A 14,253-nucleotide genomic window follows, 5' to 3' on the forward strand; every position below is an offset into this window, starting at 1 on the left:
ATGTTGGCCTTCAGCCGCCTGTGCAACGTGGAAATCTGCGGTGCGCGCTTGTTTAAGGGCGCCACGGATGATGGCAATCTCGACGCAGAACGTATCACTGCTGCGGTTGAAACCGAAATGCTGGTTTTTTTGCGTTCGGCGTCTGGATCTGCTGTGCGGATTTACGCTGTTGATCGGTTAAAAATTGCCCAAAATCGAACTTGCATCAAAGCGGCCTAGATCTGCCCATTCGTGACGTGAAAACCGGCGCAGGTCTGCTGGTTTTCGCGGAATGTGATGCGGTATCTGGTTTGCTGGCAGCGGTGGCGCAATGCTGTTGGTGAGGTGATAATGCCTTGCCAATCTCTAAGGGAGACTTCCACATGAAACTACGTAACCTTTTGATTTCGCTGCCTGTTGCCATGATTGCATTGCCAGTGTTTGCGCAGGACGCCGCGATCGATGCGGACGCGGATGGCATGTATAGCCTGCCAGAAGTGCAGGCAATTTTGCCCGAAATGACGGTTGATGCCTTTACGATGCTCGATACCAATGGTGACGGACTGCTGGACGCCGAAGAAATTACTGTGGCGCAACAAGCAGGCACTCTGCCAGTCGTCGAATAACACGTCGATCCACCCGCCCCGTATCTGTCGGGGCGGGTGGATCGTTTTAGGCGTGACCGCGCGACAGGGCGGCAACGCCTGTGCGCACCACCTCCACCAGTCCAAGCGGGCGCATAAGATCGGTGAAAGCGTCGATTTTTTCGGTCGTGCCAACGACCTCAAAGATGAACGATTCCAAGGTGCTATCAACTACATTCGCGCGAAAAATATCGGCTAGACGCACAGATTCGATGCGCGCTTCGCCTTTGCCTGCGACTTTAAATAGCGCCAATTCCCGCTCTACCGAGGGGCCCTCTACGGTCAGATCGTGGACTTCGTGGACCGGCACGATGCGGCCCAGTTGCGCCTTGATTTGCACAATCACTTGTGGGGTTCCCGTGGTCACAATGGTGATCCGCGAACGTTTGCCTTGGTGGTCGACTTCGGCGACTGTCAGGCTTTCGATGTTATAGCCGCGCCCTGCGAAAAGCCCGATCACACGGGCCAGAACGCCGGGTTCGTTTTCGACGATGACGGCCAAAGTGTGCCGTTCGATGAGATCCTCGTAGCCCGACCGCAGGTTATATGCGGAGTGGCTGGTGGCACCTTTTTTGATCTTCAGTGGAGACATGATGTCGTCCTTTTTGGCTGTATTGTTTGCGTCTTGCACGCGTCTTTATTACGTCTTGCGGTTTTGGCTTACACCAATGCGCCGCCTGACCCTGTGATTGCGCCTTCGGTTTTGGCGTCGCCCATGAGCATTTCGTTATGTGGTTTGCCTGACGGGATCATCGGGTAGCAATTTTCGTGCTTTTCAACCAAGCAATCAAAAACCACGGGCCCGTCGTGATTGATCATTTCCATGATGGCATCATCGAGTTTGGCAGGGTCGTCGCAACGGATGCCTTTGGCGCCAAAGGCCTCGGCCAGTTTGACAAAGTCGGGCAGGCTTTCGGACCATGACGAGGAATAGCGTTCGCCGTGCAGCAATTGTTGCCACTGGCGCACCATGCCCAAGCGTTCGTTGTTCAAGATGAATTGTTTCACCGGTAATTTATACTGTGTGACGGTGCCCATTTCTTGCATGTTCATCAGCCATGACGCTTCGCCCGCCACGTTAATGACCAGCGCGTCGCGGTGTGCCATTTGCACACCCACGGACGCGGGGAAGCCGTAGCCCATTGTGCCAAGACCGCCCGAGGTCATCCAGCGGTTCGGATCCTCGAAATCGAGATATTGCGCGGCCCACATCTGGTGCTGGCCCACTTCTGTGGTGATATAGCGGTCGTGGTTTTTGGTCAGCTCTTGCAGGCGTTGCAATGCGTATTGCGGTTTGATGATCTTGCCTTCTTGTTTGAAAGCCAGACAGTCTTTTTTGCGCCATTCATTGATTTCGCCCCACCATTTTGACAGGCTTTCGGTATTGGTTTTACGCCCGCGCGCATTCCAGACCTTCAGCAGATCCTCAAGCACGTGGGCCACGTCGCCGATGATCGGGATATCAACGTGGATGATTTTGTTGATCGAGGAGGCGTCGATGTCGATATGGGCTTTTTTCGAATTGGGGCTGAATTTTTCAACCACACCGGTGATGCGGTCGTCAAAGCGCGCGCCGACGTTGATCATCAGGTCGCAGTCGTGCATCGCCATGTTGGCCTCGTAAAGCCCGTGCATGCCCAGCATCCCCAGCCAGTTGTCGCCGGAAGCAGGGTAGGCGCCAAGCCCCATCAAGGTCGAGGTGACAGGGAAATTGGTGCCAGCCACCAATTCGCGCAGTAGTTGCGCGGCTTTCGGGCCGGAATTGATGACGCCGCCGCCTGTGTAAAACACCGGGCGTTTGGCTTTCTCCATCGCGGCCACCAGATCGGTGATGCCTTCGATGTCGCCTTTTACCTGCGGTTGGTAGTATGATTTTCGCGCGGTTTTTGTCGTGTATTTGCCTGTTGCGAATTGCACGTCTTTGGGAATGTCGATCAGCACCGGACCCGGACGACCAGAGGTGGCGACGTGGAATGCTTCATGCATGACCCGCGCCAGATCGTCGGTGTCTTTGACAAGCCAGTTATGTTTGGTGCAGGGGCGGGTGATGCCCACGGTATCGGCCTCTTGGAAGGCATCGGATCCGATCATAAACGATGGCACTTGGCCCGTCAAAACGATGATCGGGATGCTGTCCATCAGGGCGTCGGTTAGGCCCGTCACCGCGTTTGTCGCACCCGGACCAGAGGTCACAAGGGCCACACCGGGTTTGCCGGTAGAGCGCGCGTAACCTTCTGCGGCATGCACGGCCGCTTGCTCATGGCGCACAAGAATGTGCTGGATCTGATTTTGTTGAAAGAGTTCGTCGTAAATCGGGAGGACTGCGCCACCTGGATAACCAAAGATGACGTCCACGCCTTGATCAACCAAAGCCTGAACAACCATTTTTGCGCCCGACACTTGATCGCTTTTAGGGGCCTTTGACATTTTCTTGCGTCCTTTTCCGACAGTCACGTTTGTTTACACATAAAAAAGCCCCCGAGGATGTCGGAGGCGCATGGAACCATATGGCTATACCGTTACCGGCCCATGCGCTGTTTTCTAATTAGGTTGACGACATCAATCATCTGGTGCTCCTGTGTGTTGGTTGAGTTTAGGCATAGCGCAAAACGGGGTCAACACTTGGCGTGGAGAAAATGTCGCCAAATGCTGATTTTTCGCAACTTTCTTTCTACAGCCCTGCGGTGCTGCCAATATAGAACAGGTATGCGCCAATCATACCTGTGCCAATAACCCGCCCGATTTGACCGCGCAGGTAGATCGCCGCAATGAGAAAGGCGGTCGCACCGATCAATACGGGGGTGTCGAGGGTCAGAAAACGTATCGCGGCAGGGATGGGGGTGATCACGGAGGTCAGGCCAAGGATGAACAACAGGTTAAAGATGTTCGAGCCGATGATATTGCCGATCGCGATTTCGCGTTGTCCGCGCAGTGCTGCGATGACGCTGGTGGCCAATTCGGGCAGCGAGGTGCCGATGGCGACCACTGACAGGCCGATCATGGCTTCCGAGATGCCATAGGTGCGCGCAATTGTGCTGGCGCTTTGCACCAAAAGGTTTGCGCCGATCATCAGTGCGACGAGGCCCACGACAATCCCAAGCGCCGATTGCCATAGCGGGGTGGTGATGGTCTCGGGTTTTTCGTTTTTTTGGATACTGCGCAGAGAAAGCATCAGGAAGGCGGCGAGGCCTGCGAGCAAAACGCTGCCTTCAATGATGCCGATGCTGCCTGACCACAAGATCAGCGGGAGGCAGAGCGTGGCAAGCAGCATGATGGTCAGATCGCGCTTGAGTGGTTGAAACGGTGTCAGCATCGGCGCAATGACCGCCGTGACGCCGCCGATCAGCAAGATATTGGCGATGTTGGAGCCGATGACGTTGCCAATCGCGATGCCGGATTGTCCGTTCAGCGCCGCTTGCACCGAAACCAGAAGTTCGGGTGTCGAGGTGCCAAAGCCGACGATGGTCAGCCCCACAATCATCGGCGGCACGCCGTATCGGGTGGCAAGGGTAGACGCCCCTTTGACGAGCCAGTCGCCGCCCAGGAATAAAAGCACGAGGCCGAGGGCGAGCAACAGATATGTGAGCATGGTGGGGGTCCTGATAAGAGTTGTAGCGCAAGTGTGTGCTGCCAGCGTGATTTAAAAGGGGACGCGCATTTATATTTAACACCAAGAGTGTCGGCTCAACGCTGTGGGAACGGTCGCCGAGGATGTTTGGCGCAAACAGCCCTGACCAGAGTGTTCGGGATCAGGCTTTGCCGATGTGTACAGCAACGACAGCGGGCTGATATTTGGATCTGAACATATTATGTTGGCGCATTTTTTGGGCGTGCAGGAAGGCAGAAATTCTTAAAAAACAGTTATGCTCGCGGTGCCACAGGGCTGGTGGTCTGGTCCCCCAATTGGCGTGGGGGACCAGAGGTGGTTTATTTTGGTGCTTTGGCAAGTGCAGCGTCGATGTCTGCGGCCGAGTGCCGTTCGGCGATCGCCTCGTGTGGGTCACCTGAGGGCTTGTTCACGATCATGCCGCGTTGGTAGGCAGGGCGGGCGCTAACCTCGTCCATCCAGCGGATCACGTTGGTGTATTCGTGCACGGACAAAAATTCGCCCGCGTCGGGATAGCCTTTGTCTTGCACGGCGCGGCCATACCATGGAGCAGTGGCGATATCGGCGATCGAAAAATCATCGCCTGCAAGGTAGCGGTTGTCAGCCAGTCGTTTGTCGAGCACGTCGAGCTGGCGTTTTATCTCCATCGTGAAGCGGTTGATCGGGTATTCGAATTTTTCGGGCGCATAGGCAAAGAAATGGCCAAAGCCGCCGCCAAGGTAAGGCGCCGCGCCTTGTAGCCAGAACAGCCAGTTCAGGGTCTCGGTGCGTGCGGGGCCTGAGGCGGGCAGGAAGGCGCCGAATTTTTCCGCGAGGTAAAGCAGGATCGCACCGGATTCAAAGACGTCTTGTCCGGTGTCGTGGTCGCGCAGGGCAGGGATTTTCGAATTGGGGTTAATATCGACGAAGCCCGAGCCGAATTGATCGCCGTCACCGATCTTGATCAACCATGCGTCGTATTCGGCGTTGTGACCTGCTGCGAGCAGTTCTTCCAACATTACCGTGACTTTCACGCCATTGGGGGTGCCCATCGAATAAAGTTGTAGCGCATGGTCACCTACGGGCAGCACTTTGTCGTGGGTGGATCCGGAGACGGGGCGGTTCTGACTGGCCCATGTGCCGCCGCTTTCTGTGTCCCAGGTCCAGACTTTTGGGGGTGTGTAGGTTGTCATAACTGCCTCGTTTCAATGGTTTTGCGTAGACTATGGGAGCGGAGCAAGACTGCACCGCCCAGCGTTTCCTATGGTCATCGCCTATGGTTTCGTTGGCTTAGACTTAAAAATAGGAGATTTGAGTTCTATATCAAGAGTGTCGGTGTTCTTGGCATTTGTCTTGGCGAGGTTTTTACGGGCGTGTTGCGCGGTTGATGCCGGGAAGCGAGATTTTCGCCACTTGCTCGGCGATCGGGTCGGTTGAAAGCGGGTGCAGGGCGCTGTCGTAATTTTCCACGGGACCTATGGGCGACCATGTTTGGTTTTGAAACACTTCGACGCCTTTGAATTTGGCTTTGTAATCCATTTTTGCACTGCCCGGCACCCAGTAGCCCAAGTAAATATAAGGCAGACCAAGTTCCTGTGCGATAGCGATGTGGTCAAGAATGATATAGGTGCCAAGGCTGCTTTTGTCTTTTTCGGGGTCAAAGAACGAGTAGACCATCGACAGTCCATCATCGAGCACATCTGTCAGGCATACGGCGGTCAGCGGGCTCGCGGCGTCAGTGCGATATTCAATCAGGCGGGTGCGGATCGGGGTTTCCTCGACCATGGCTGCAAATTCGAACATATCCATATCAGCCATGCCGCCCGTGGCGTGCCGCCCGTCGAGATAGGTGCGGAACAGGTCGTATTGTTCTTCTGACGCCCAAGGCGAGGTGGCGCGCCGCGTGAGATGAATGTTCTTTTTGCTGACACGTTTCTGACTGCGGGTGGGTGCAAAATCGCTGACTTTGATCCGTGCGGACAGGCAGGCGGTGCATTCTGCGCAGGATGGCCGGTAAAGCACATTTTGCGAGCGCCGGAACCCTTGTTTGGACAGGCTGTCGTTTAATTCAGGGGCGGCGTCGCCTTGCAGGGCTGTGAACAGCTTTCGTTCCATCCTGCCATCAAGATAAGGGCAGGGCTGCGGCGCAGTGACATAAAACTGCGGTGCAATAGGAAGAGTGTGGCGCATAAGGTCGTCCTGCTTGGGTTTCTAAAAACCTACATAACCACCCCACCAAAGGCAAACCCCCTATTGCAGCGGGGTCACTCGTTTGGGCGGTTGATAGCCGCTGTGCCAAGCAGGTGGTCGATCAGGCCTTGTTTGCGCGGCGTGACGATCATCGTCAGCACCGAGATCAGTTGCAGCGGCGCCATCGCAACACTGGCAGTATAGCCAAATGTATGGGCAAAGGCGGTGCCGGATTGCAACCGCAGCCCGTTATGGTCACGCAGTTCGATCCCCATCAAGCGCATTCCCCAAGTCGAAGATTTGCCCGCGATGGTGAACCAGCGGTAGGTAAATCCGATGACCAGCATCAGGAACGGGAAAAAGAACAGCGCGGTAAAGGCAGTGAACGGCACGATAATCGCGCAAATAATGCCAATCATCACCACGTCAAACAGCCACGCGAGGGCACGTTTGAATAACACGCCATCATAGAATTCAGGCTTGGTGGCGGGGTCGGGCAGGCCGAGGTGCATGGGGGTGGCGGACATTATCTGGCTTTCATAAAATGAATGGGGGTGGCCCCGTGGATGGGGCCACCGTTTGCGGTTTAGGACGGCTCGGAGGCCGCATCGTCGTCAGCTGCGTCAGGCGCTTTGCGAGCCCGATCTTGCATGAACTGGTCAAACTCTGCTTTGTCTTTGGCATCGCGCAACCGTGTCAGGAAGGATTCAAAGTTGGATTGTTCTTCCTCCAGACGGCGCAGAGTATCGGCTTTGTAAGCGTCAAATGCGGAATTTCCTGACGATTGGCCCATGTGACGGGCAGAATGACGGTCGCTGCGTTTGTGGCAAGACGTGTTAAACATGCGTTTACTCCATATCATATAGGCAAGAAGGGCGAGACCAACAGGCCAGACGAAAATAAAACAAAGGACCATCGCGGCAATCCATGCGCCTTTACCGCGCTCGTCAAGCCAGCTTTCCGCGCGCTTGAAAACGCCCGGACGGTAACCAGTGTAAGACATCGACGTGTTGGAGGAGGATGATGCGGTATTCATGATGGGCTCCTTGGTGTAATGTTTATGTGTTTCACATGACAAATATTGGAAGCCTGCCTGTATCTTGCAAGTGTTAATGTAAATGTTTCTTACATTTACATTAATTATTATTTTATATCAGTGGGTTGGTTGTGGCCTCTGGGGCGCGATTAAGGTGTCGCAGTAAGTAATTCGGATATTTTTTGGGATATGTTTTTGTAGTCGGGAGAAAGAATGAACCGATTAACGTCTGCTATACCTTTCTCACGCAACCGAGGCCTAGCGATGCATTGAAAGATTTTAAATAGGGTCTTAGGCACTTGTTAATGACGCTGAGTTTAAACTTGTCGGTAAGATGATTGACTTAAAAAAGGCCAAAACGATGAGCAAAAGTCTACAAAGGGTTATGGACGCGCTGACAGCGGCCAAGATGGGGACGATTGCCATCGAAATGCCGTCGGAAACCCGCACCGCAGTGCAGGCCGCGAAAGCCGCATCTTGCGAGCTGGACCAGATCGCCAAGTCGATCATTTTTGCGGGCGCGCAGACAGGCGCGTTGTTTTTGTTCATTACAGCAGGGGGCAATCAAGTCGATCCTGACAAGGCAGCACTTTTGGCGGGTGAACGGTTGGAGCGCGCGCATCCGGGCGTTGTCCGTGATCGCACCGGCTTTGCCATCGGCGGCGTATCACCTGTCGGGCATCTTGAACCTGTGCGTTCATTTATCGATCCGCGTCTCGCATCTTTTGGGATTGTCTATGCTGCTGCCGGCACGCCGCGCCATATCTTTGCGATTGCGCCGGATGATCTTTTGCAGCTATCGGGGGCGACATCAGGCGATTTTGTCGCATAAACGCTTACCACGCGAGACCGGTTTTGGCCGGTTATTTAAGTGAAGCTCATTTTTACCTGCGGCTGAAAACGTCATTTCACGAGCCACGTCGGGCACCGACCAGTTGCACAAATCATTGTGGCAAGTGGACCGGTCGCGGTTGTTTTGAATACTCTCGCGGATCATGCAGCCGGATCCCCGATGGAGTTAAAAACCTTATTGCTGTGATAAAACCGAGCGACCCGTCCTGATCCGGAACCCTGCGCTTCGCTTTGTCTTAAAGGAAAGATATAAGAATACGCGCTCTGCGGTGATTAACATGCGGCTTCAGATTGACCATACCTGCGTGCAGGCACACAATAGCGCATGAGTTTTAGCAAACGCCTTTGTCGCGCCCCGCATCCTTACGATCCTGTACTTGGTCACGATGCCTTGGCGCATGTTCCTGATTTGCCACCTGACCTTGCGCCGCTGATTGCGGGTGCTACGGGGTGTAGCCCTTATTTGTCGGGGTTGATCGGGCGCGAAGGTGCGTGGTTGGCGGGGGCTGTTCAAGATCCCGAGGCAGCGGTCGCGGCGGTTTTCTCAGGCCTGAAATCAGTACCCTTGGACCAGTTGTCGGACGCCTTGCGCGAGGCCAAGCGGCGCATTGCGCTATTGACGGGGCTTGCGGATTTGGGCGGGGTCTGGCCGTTGGAAATTGTCACGCAGGTCTTGACCGATCTGGCCGATCTGGCGGTTGACGTCACGATCAAGGCATTGGTCGCGGTCGAGATCAGGCGCGGTAAATTGCCGGGGCTGGACGAAAGCGCTGTTGTCGATGCGGGCGGTTTGTTTGTCTTGGCGATGGGTAAGATGGGTGCTGGCGAGTTGAATTATTCGTCTGATATCGATCTGATTTGCCTGTTCGACGAGACCCGTTTTAAGCCCGAAGATTATCACGATGCCCGTGCCAGCTTTATTCGCGTGACGCGTAAAATGGCGGCGATCCTGTCCGACGTGACTGCCGGGGGCTATGTGTTTCGCACCGATTTGCGCCTGCGCCCCGATCCCAATTCGACGCCCGTGTGTATTTCCAGCGAGATGGCCGAGCGCTACTACGAGAGTGTGGGCCGCACATGGGAGCGTGCGGCGTTTATCAAGGCGCGTGCTTGCGCGGGGGATATCGCAGCGGGTGAGGCATTCATCAAGACGCTGCGCCCGTTTGTTTGGCGCAAGCATCTGGATTTTGCCGCCATTCAGGACGCCCATGATATGCGGTTGCGTATTCGTGATCACAAGGGGCTGGGCGGGAAACTGATCCTTGAAGGTCATAACATGAAGCTGGGTCGCGGTGGCATTCGCGAGATCGAATTTTTCACCCAGACCCGCCAGTTGATCGCGGGTGGGCGCGACGAGAGCCTGCGCGAGCGCCGTACTCAGGATGGGTTAACTGCGATTTCCAAAGCAGGCTGGGTGCCTGAAGACAGTGCTGTAACCCTTTACGATCATTACAAGTTTCACCGCGAGATCGAACATCGCTTGCAGATGATCAATGACGCGCAGACCCATCATTTGCCAAAAACAGATGCGGGGTTTGATCGTTTGGCGGCGTTTATGGGCCGCGATTCGGCTGGGCTGCGCGCTGAATTGATCCAGCGTCTGGAAGAGGTACACGAGATCACCGAAGGGTTTTTTGCGCCTGACGCGCCAGCACCTTTGGCGGATGATTGGGGTCAGGGCATTACCGCCCGTTGGCAGACCTATCCTGCGTTGCGCTCGGACCGCGCAGAAGAGATTTTTCGCCGTTTGAAGCCCGAAATTTTGATGCGGTTAAAAGACGCCGCAAAGCCCGAAGAGGCGTTGTTGCAGTTTGACGGGTTTTTGCGTGGGTTGCCGGCCGGCGTGCAGTTGTTTTCGCTGTTCGAGGCCAATCCGCAGCTGACCCAGCTGATCGTTGATATTGCCGCCACAGCCCCTGCGCTGGCGCAATACTTGTCGCAAAATGCCGCTGTTCTGGATGCGGTCATCGGCGGCGCGTTCTTTAATGCGTGGCCCTCGGTCGCGGCGTTGACTGACAAGCTGGCAGCGGTTTTGAATGACTGCGGCGATTACGAAGCGCAATTATTAGCCTCGCGGATTTGGGCCAAAGAGTGGCACTTCCGCATTGGTGTGCATCATTTGCGCGGCTTGATCGACGCGGATACCAGCGGTGTGCAATATGCCGATCTGGCCGATGCAGTGGTCGCGGCAATGTGGCCCGTCGTTGTGGCGGAATTTGCGCGCAAACATGGGGCTATGCCCGGTGTCGGCGCCGTTGTTCTGGGCATGGGGAGTTTGGGCGCACAGCGGTTGAATGCGTTCTCGGATCTGGATTTGATCATGATCTATGACGCAGACGGGGTTGAGGAATCGGCGGGCCCACGACCATTGGTGACCCGTATGTATTACGCGCGGTTGACGCAGGCCCTAGTGACTGCCTTGACCGTGCCGATGTCGGAGGGGCGTTTATTCGAGGTGGATATGCGCCTGCGTCCCTCGGGTCGTGCGGGCCCTGTGGCGACTTCGATTGAGGCGTTTATGGCTTACCAACAAGATGAGGCGTGGACGTGGGAACATCTGGCGTTGACCCGCGCGCGCGCTGTTGTGGGCAATCGTGAGTTAGCCCAGCGGCTTGAGGTGTTTCGCTGTGCGCTACTCGTCGATAAAGGTCAGGGTGCGGCGGTGCGTTCCGATCTGGCAGAGATGCGTGTGCGTATCGCCGAGGCCAAGCCGCCACAAGGCGATTGGGATGCCAAAATCGGGGCAGGGCGTTTGCAAGATACCGAGTTGGTGTCACAGGCCGCAGCCTTGATCGCGGGCAGTCCGGCGCGGGACGCGGCGTCGCAATTGGCGGCGGGTGTCGCGAGTGGCTGGTTGAGCGCGGCAGATGGCGACGCAATTTCGCATGCAGCATCGCTTTTTTGGCGTATGCAGGCGGCGGCGCGTTTATTGACGGGCGGACAGTTAAGCCCCGAGGATTTGGGCGAGGGCGGTGTGCGTTTGATTTTACGCGAAACCGGCTATGATACGTTAGACGCATTGCAAGACGCGATGCATGACGCGGCAATAAAGGCGGATGCGGTGATTAGCCGTAAACTGGCGGAGTAGGTGATGAAGATGGCGAAATCGGACGATCCCAATGACCCTAAGGGGTTAATTTTTGAGAGTTTCCGCATCGAGGGGATATTGCCCTCTGAATGCCGGACGATATTTTTGGACTGGGCATTGTCGATGCCTGAAGGCGCGGATACGCGCGACGCGGTGACAGGTTTGTTGGAGCGCTACAAAGGTGAACCGTCAGATCATCCGATGAAAGCCACCCTCAATGAGGCGCTTGCAGGATCAAAGGCGGCCATGCGGCGCGGGGGACGCGCCGCAAGGCTGGGGTATTAGCGCGGAAGTTTTGACGCTTCGGCGGCGAGCGCTGTGATGGCGTCCCAATCGCCTGCATCCACGAGGTTTTTCGGCGCCACCCAAGAGCCACCAACGCAAAGCGTGTTGGAGAGCGATAGATAGTCGGCGGCATTTTTCAAGCTGACGCCACCGGTCGGACAAAAGCTGATTTGTGGCAATGGTGCGCCGATGGCTTTCAGCGCTGGTGCGCCGCCGTTTGCCTCTGCCGGAAAGAATTTTTGCACGGTGTAGCCGCGTTCCAGCAAGCGCATGGCTTCGGTCGAGGTGGCAATGCCGGGCAGCAACGGAAGATCGTTGGCTTCGCAGGCGTCCAGCAGGCGATCGGTCGCACCGGGTGAGACGCCGAATGTCGCGCCCGCAGCTTTGGCGTTTTCGACGTCTTTGGAGGTGAGCAGGGTGCCTGCGCCGACGATGCCGCCCTGTACGGTTGCCATTTCGCGGATCACCTCAAGGGCGCTTGCGGTGCGCAGGGTAACTTCAAGCACTGGCAGTCCGCCAGCAACCAGTGCGCGCGCTAGGTCGGCAGCGCGGCTGGCGTCATCGACGACGAGAACGGGGATGACAGGGGCCAGCAAGCAAAGTTCACGGCTGCGGATGGAAGCGTCTTGTGGGGTCATAATGATGGTCCTTGGATTTAGATGCAGACGCCAGCACCGTCAGATGACAGGCCGACATTGTCGCGGAAAACCTGAAACAATTCGCGACCTACGCCGTTGCCATTGCCTTTCAGGTTCGGGGTGGCGGCAGCCCGTGTGGACAGGTCAACACCGATCACATCAATGGTGCCTTTGGTGGCGTCAAGGCGCACAATGTCGCCGTCTTGAAGGTAAGCGAGCGGGCCGCCTGTTGCGGCCTCGGGGCTGACGTGGATCGCACTTGGCACCTTGCCAGATGCGCCCGACATGCGCCCGTCTGTGACAAGGGCGACCTTGTGGCCGCGGTCCTGTACGGTCGCAAGGATCGGTGTGAGCCCGTGCAATTCGGGCATGCCGTTTGACTTTGGTCCCTGAAACCGCACAACAACCACAGTGTCCTGGTTCAGCTCGCCAGCTTTGAACGCCGTTTTCACATCGTCTTGGGTGTGGAAAATACGCGCGGGGGCTTCGATGATATGCCGTTCTTCGGCGACAGCAGAGGTTTTGATCACGCCGCGTCCGAGGTTGCCGGCCAATTGGGTCAGACCGCCGTGGGGGTTAAACGGATCAGAGAACGGGCGCAGGATTTTCTCGTTCAGGGATTTGGTGGTGCCTGCGACAAACGCGATTTTTCCGTCATTGAGTTTCGGCTCGCAGCTGTGTGTAGACAGGCTGTTGCCCATCACAGTGGTCACGTCGTCGTGCAGCAGACCCGCGTTCAAAAGCTCGCCGATCATAAAGCCTAGCCCGCCAGCCGCATGAAAGTGGTTCACGTCCGCCAGCCCGTTTGGATAGACTTTTGCCATCAAAGGCACGGCTTGCGACAGATCAGAGAAATCCTCAAGATCTAAGATAACGCCTGCTGCGCGCGCCATAGCGGGCAGGTGCAGCACAAGATTGGTGGAGCCGCCTGTGGCCATGAGCCCGACAAGTCCATTCACAAACGCTTTCTCCGACAGGATTTCATAGGTCGGGCGGAATGTCTGCCCAAGCGCTGTATTGCTTAAAATTTGCTCGGTGCCGCGAATGGTCAGCGCGTCACGCATCCCGCTGTCGGGGTTCACGAAGGAAGACCCGGGCAGGTGCAGCCCCATAAATTCCATCAGCATCTGGTTGCTATTCGCTGTGCCGTAGAATGTGCAGGTGCCGGACCCGTGGTAAGAGGCCATTTCGGCAGCCATCAGCTCTTCGCGGCCAACTTCGCCGGTGGCGAATTTCTGGCGCACGGCGGCTTTCTCGCTGTTGGGAAGGCCTGACGTCATGGGGCCAGCAGGCAGGAAAATCGCGGGGATATAGCCGAAGGTGGCCGCAGCGATGATCAGGCCGGGCACGATTTTATCGCAGACCCCGAGGTAAATTGCGCCATCAAAGACATTATGTGACAAGCCGATGCCTGCCGCCATGGCGATGATGTCGCGCGAAAACAATGACAGTTCCATGCCGGTCTGCCCTTGGGTCACGCCGTCACACATCGCAGGCACGCCACCTGCGACCTGTACAGTGCCGCCCGCGGCGCGCGCCGCTTTGCGGATGATATCCGGATAATGCTCGAATGGTTGGTGCGCCGATAGCATATCATTATAGGCGGTGATGATGCCGATATTGGGCTGCTGGGTCGTGGCAAGCACGCCTTTGTCATCGCCCATGGCGGCATAGGCATGTGCTTGGTTGCCGCAGGTCAGATGCGCGCGGCGTGGTCCTTCGGATGCAGCGGCCTTCATCCGGTCCAGATAATCACCGCGCGATGCCTCCGAGCGTTTGATGATACGGTCTGTGACGGCTTGGATTGTCTTATGAACGGCCATGGCATGCTCCTGATGTGAGTTGCCTTGCTTTAGCATAAGTTGTTAGCGCTAACAAGATCGGGCTACCCGCTATTTGACGGGGCAGGCCAGATATATTCTTTCCCATGCGCCCGATTACGGGTAAGGGGCGGT

At 56.3% G+C, this 14,253-nt stretch carries 14 protein-coding genes; 5 read left to right on the top strand and 9 right to left on the bottom strand.

Annotation, left to right across the window (positions count from 1 at the left end):
• Together ACXLHR_RS04330 and ACXLHR_RS04335 are read left to right on the top strand one after the other, a co-directional pair.
• Positions 1-219: a hypothetical protein gene (locus ACXLHR_RS04330; RefSeq protein WP_458790304.1), complete on the top strand. Its 219-nt coding sequence runs from the start codon at positions 1-3 to the stop codon at positions 217-219.
• A gap of 143 nt (positions 220-362) precedes the next feature.
• Positions 363-605 (top strand): hypothetical protein, encoded by a 243-nt coding sequence (locus ACXLHR_RS04335; RefSeq protein ID WP_458790305.1) that lies wholly within the window; start codon positions 363-365, stop codon positions 603-605.
• 46 nt (positions 606-651) lie between these two features.
• Here ACXLHR_RS04335 and ilvN read toward each other — a convergent pair whose 3' ends face one another.
• The 7 genes from ilvN to ACXLHR_RS04370 all read right to left on the bottom strand — a co-directional run bounded on the left by ilvN (position 652) and on the right by ACXLHR_RS04370 (position 7,435).
• Positions 652-1,215: an acetolactate synthase small subunit gene (gene ilvN / locus ACXLHR_RS04340; protein WP_458790306.1), complete on the bottom strand. Its 564-nt coding sequence runs from the start codon at positions 1,213-1,215 to the stop codon at positions 652-654.
• Positions 1,216-1,283: 68 nt separating this feature from the next.
• Positions 1,284-3,050 carry an acetolactate synthase 3 large subunit gene (locus ACXLHR_RS04345; protein WP_458790307.1) on the bottom strand — a complete coding sequence of 589 codons (1,767 nt, stop codon included), beginning with the start codon at positions 3,048-3,050 and terminating at the stop codon, positions 1,284-1,286.
• A 244-nt stretch (positions 3,051-3,294) separates the two neighbouring features.
• Positions 3,295-4,212 (bottom strand): calcium/sodium antiporter, encoded by a 918-nt coding sequence (locus ACXLHR_RS04350; RefSeq protein ID WP_458790308.1) that lies wholly within the window; start codon positions 4,210-4,212, stop codon positions 3,295-3,297.
• Between the two features lie 338 nt (positions 4,213-4,550).
• Positions 4,551-5,402, bottom strand: coding sequence for a glutathione-dependent disulfide-bond oxidoreductase (gene yghU, locus ACXLHR_RS04355; protein ID WP_458790309.1), 852 nt, complete (start codon positions 5,400-5,402; stop codon positions 4,551-4,553).
• A gap of 172 nt (positions 5,403-5,574) precedes the next feature.
• Positions 5,575-6,399: an arginyltransferase gene (locus tag ACXLHR_RS04360; RefSeq protein ID WP_458790310.1), complete on the bottom strand. Its 825-nt coding sequence runs from the start codon at positions 6,397-6,399 to the stop codon at positions 5,575-5,577.
• Between the two features lie 74 nt (positions 6,400-6,473).
• Complete coding sequence (locus ACXLHR_RS04365; protein WP_458790311.1) at positions 6,474-6,926, bottom strand: RDD family protein; 453 nt, start codon at positions 6,924-6,926, stop codon at positions 6,474-6,476.
• Between the two features lie 59 nt (positions 6,927-6,985).
• On the bottom strand, positions 6,986-7,435 hold the full coding sequence (locus tag ACXLHR_RS04370; RefSeq protein WP_458790312.1) for a DUF2852 domain-containing protein: 450 nt from the start codon (positions 7,433-7,435) through the stop codon (positions 6,986-6,988).
• A 361-nt stretch (positions 7,436-7,796) separates the two neighbouring features.
• Between ACXLHR_RS04370 and ACXLHR_RS04375 the strand changes: the two genes are divergently transcribed.
• The 3 genes from ACXLHR_RS04375 to ACXLHR_RS04385 all read left to right on the top strand — a co-directional run bounded on the left by ACXLHR_RS04375 (position 7,797) and on the right by ACXLHR_RS04385 (position 11,660).
• Positions 7,797-8,267, top strand: coding sequence for a YbaK/EbsC family protein (locus ACXLHR_RS04375; RefSeq protein WP_458790313.1), 471 nt, complete (start codon positions 7,797-7,799; stop codon positions 8,265-8,267).
• Between the two features lie 345 nt (positions 8,268-8,612).
• Complete coding sequence (locus ACXLHR_RS04380) at positions 8,613-11,375, top strand: [protein-PII] uridylyltransferase family protein (RefSeq protein WP_458790314.1); 2,763 nt, start codon at positions 8,613-8,615, stop codon at positions 11,373-11,375.
• A 3-nt stretch (positions 11,376-11,378) separates the two neighbouring features.
• Positions 11,379-11,660, top strand: a complete 282-nt coding sequence (locus tag ACXLHR_RS04385) for a hypothetical protein (protein WP_458790315.1) — start codon at positions 11,379-11,381, stop codon at positions 11,658-11,660.
• Here the strand turns inward: ACXLHR_RS04385 and eda are convergent.
• A complete protein-coding gene (gene eda, locus ACXLHR_RS04390) occupies positions 11,657-12,298 on the bottom strand; it encodes a bifunctional 4-hydroxy-2-oxoglutarate aldolase/2-dehydro-3-deoxy-phosphogluconate aldolase (RefSeq protein ID WP_458790316.1) in 642 nt (213 codons plus the stop codon). The two genes, ACXLHR_RS04385 and eda, sit on opposite strands and share 4 nt — an antisense overlap.
• Before the next feature lie 17 nt (positions 12,299-12,315).
• Positions 12,316-14,121 (bottom strand): phosphogluconate dehydratase, encoded by a 1,806-nt coding sequence (gene edd / locus ACXLHR_RS04395; RefSeq protein ID WP_458790317.1) that lies wholly within the window; start codon positions 14,119-14,121, stop codon positions 12,316-12,318.
• Positions 14,122-14,253 lie beyond the last annotated feature (132 nt).

Source organism: Yoonia sp. MH D7, from assembly GCF_054439475.1.

Excerpts from the sequence above, each read along its gene's own strand:
- edd (WP_458790317.1), bottom strand. The coding sequence starts at position 14,121 with ATGGCCGTTCATAAGACAATCCAAGCCGTCACAGACCGTATCATCAAA.
- ACXLHR_RS04360 (WP_458790310.1), bottom strand. The coding sequence starts at position 6,399 with ATGCGCCACACTCTTCCTATTGCACCGCAGTTTTATGTCACTGCGCCG.
- ACXLHR_RS04380 (WP_458790314.1), top strand. The coding sequence starts at position 8,613 with ATGAGTTTTAGCAAACGCCTTTGTCGCGCCCCGCATCCTTACGATCCT.
- ACXLHR_RS04385 (WP_458790315.1), top strand. The coding sequence starts at position 11,379 with ATGAAGATGGCGAAATCGGACGATCCCAATGACCCTAAGGGGTTAATT.
- ACXLHR_RS04335 (WP_458790305.1), top strand. The coding sequence starts at position 363 with ATGAAACTACGTAACCTTTTGATTTCGCTGCCTGTTGCCATGATTGCA.
- eda (WP_458790316.1), bottom strand. The coding sequence starts at position 12,298 with ATGACCCCACAAGACGCTTCCATCCGCAGCCGTGAACTTTGCTTGCTG.
- ACXLHR_RS04375 (WP_458790313.1), top strand. The coding sequence starts at position 7,797 with ATGAGCAAAAGTCTACAAAGGGTTATGGACGCGCTGACAGCGGCCAAG.
- ACXLHR_RS04330 (WP_458790304.1), top strand. The coding sequence starts at position 1 with ATGTTGGCCTTCAGCCGCCTGTGCAACGTGGAAATCTGCGGTGCGCGC.
- ACXLHR_RS04370 (WP_458790312.1), bottom strand. The coding sequence starts at position 7,435 with ATGAATACCGCATCATCCTCCTCCAACACGTCGATGTCTTACACTGGT.
- ACXLHR_RS04365 (WP_458790311.1), bottom strand. The coding sequence starts at position 6,926 with ATGTCCGCCACCCCCATGCACCTCGGCCTGCCCGACCCCGCCACCAAG.
- ilvN (WP_458790306.1), bottom strand. The coding sequence starts at position 1,215 with ATGTCTCCACTGAAGATCAAAAAAGGTGCCACCAGCCACTCCGCATAT.
- ACXLHR_RS04345 (WP_458790307.1), bottom strand. The coding sequence starts at position 3,050 with ATGTCAAAGGCCCCTAAAAGCGATCAAGTGTCGGGCGCAAAAATGGTT.
- ACXLHR_RS04350 (WP_458790308.1), bottom strand. The coding sequence starts at position 4,212 with ATGCTCACATATCTGTTGCTCGCCCTCGGCCTCGTGCTTTTATTCCTG.
- yghU (WP_458790309.1), bottom strand. The coding sequence starts at position 5,402 with ATGACAACCTACACACCCCCAAAAGTCTGGACCTGGGACACAGAAAGC.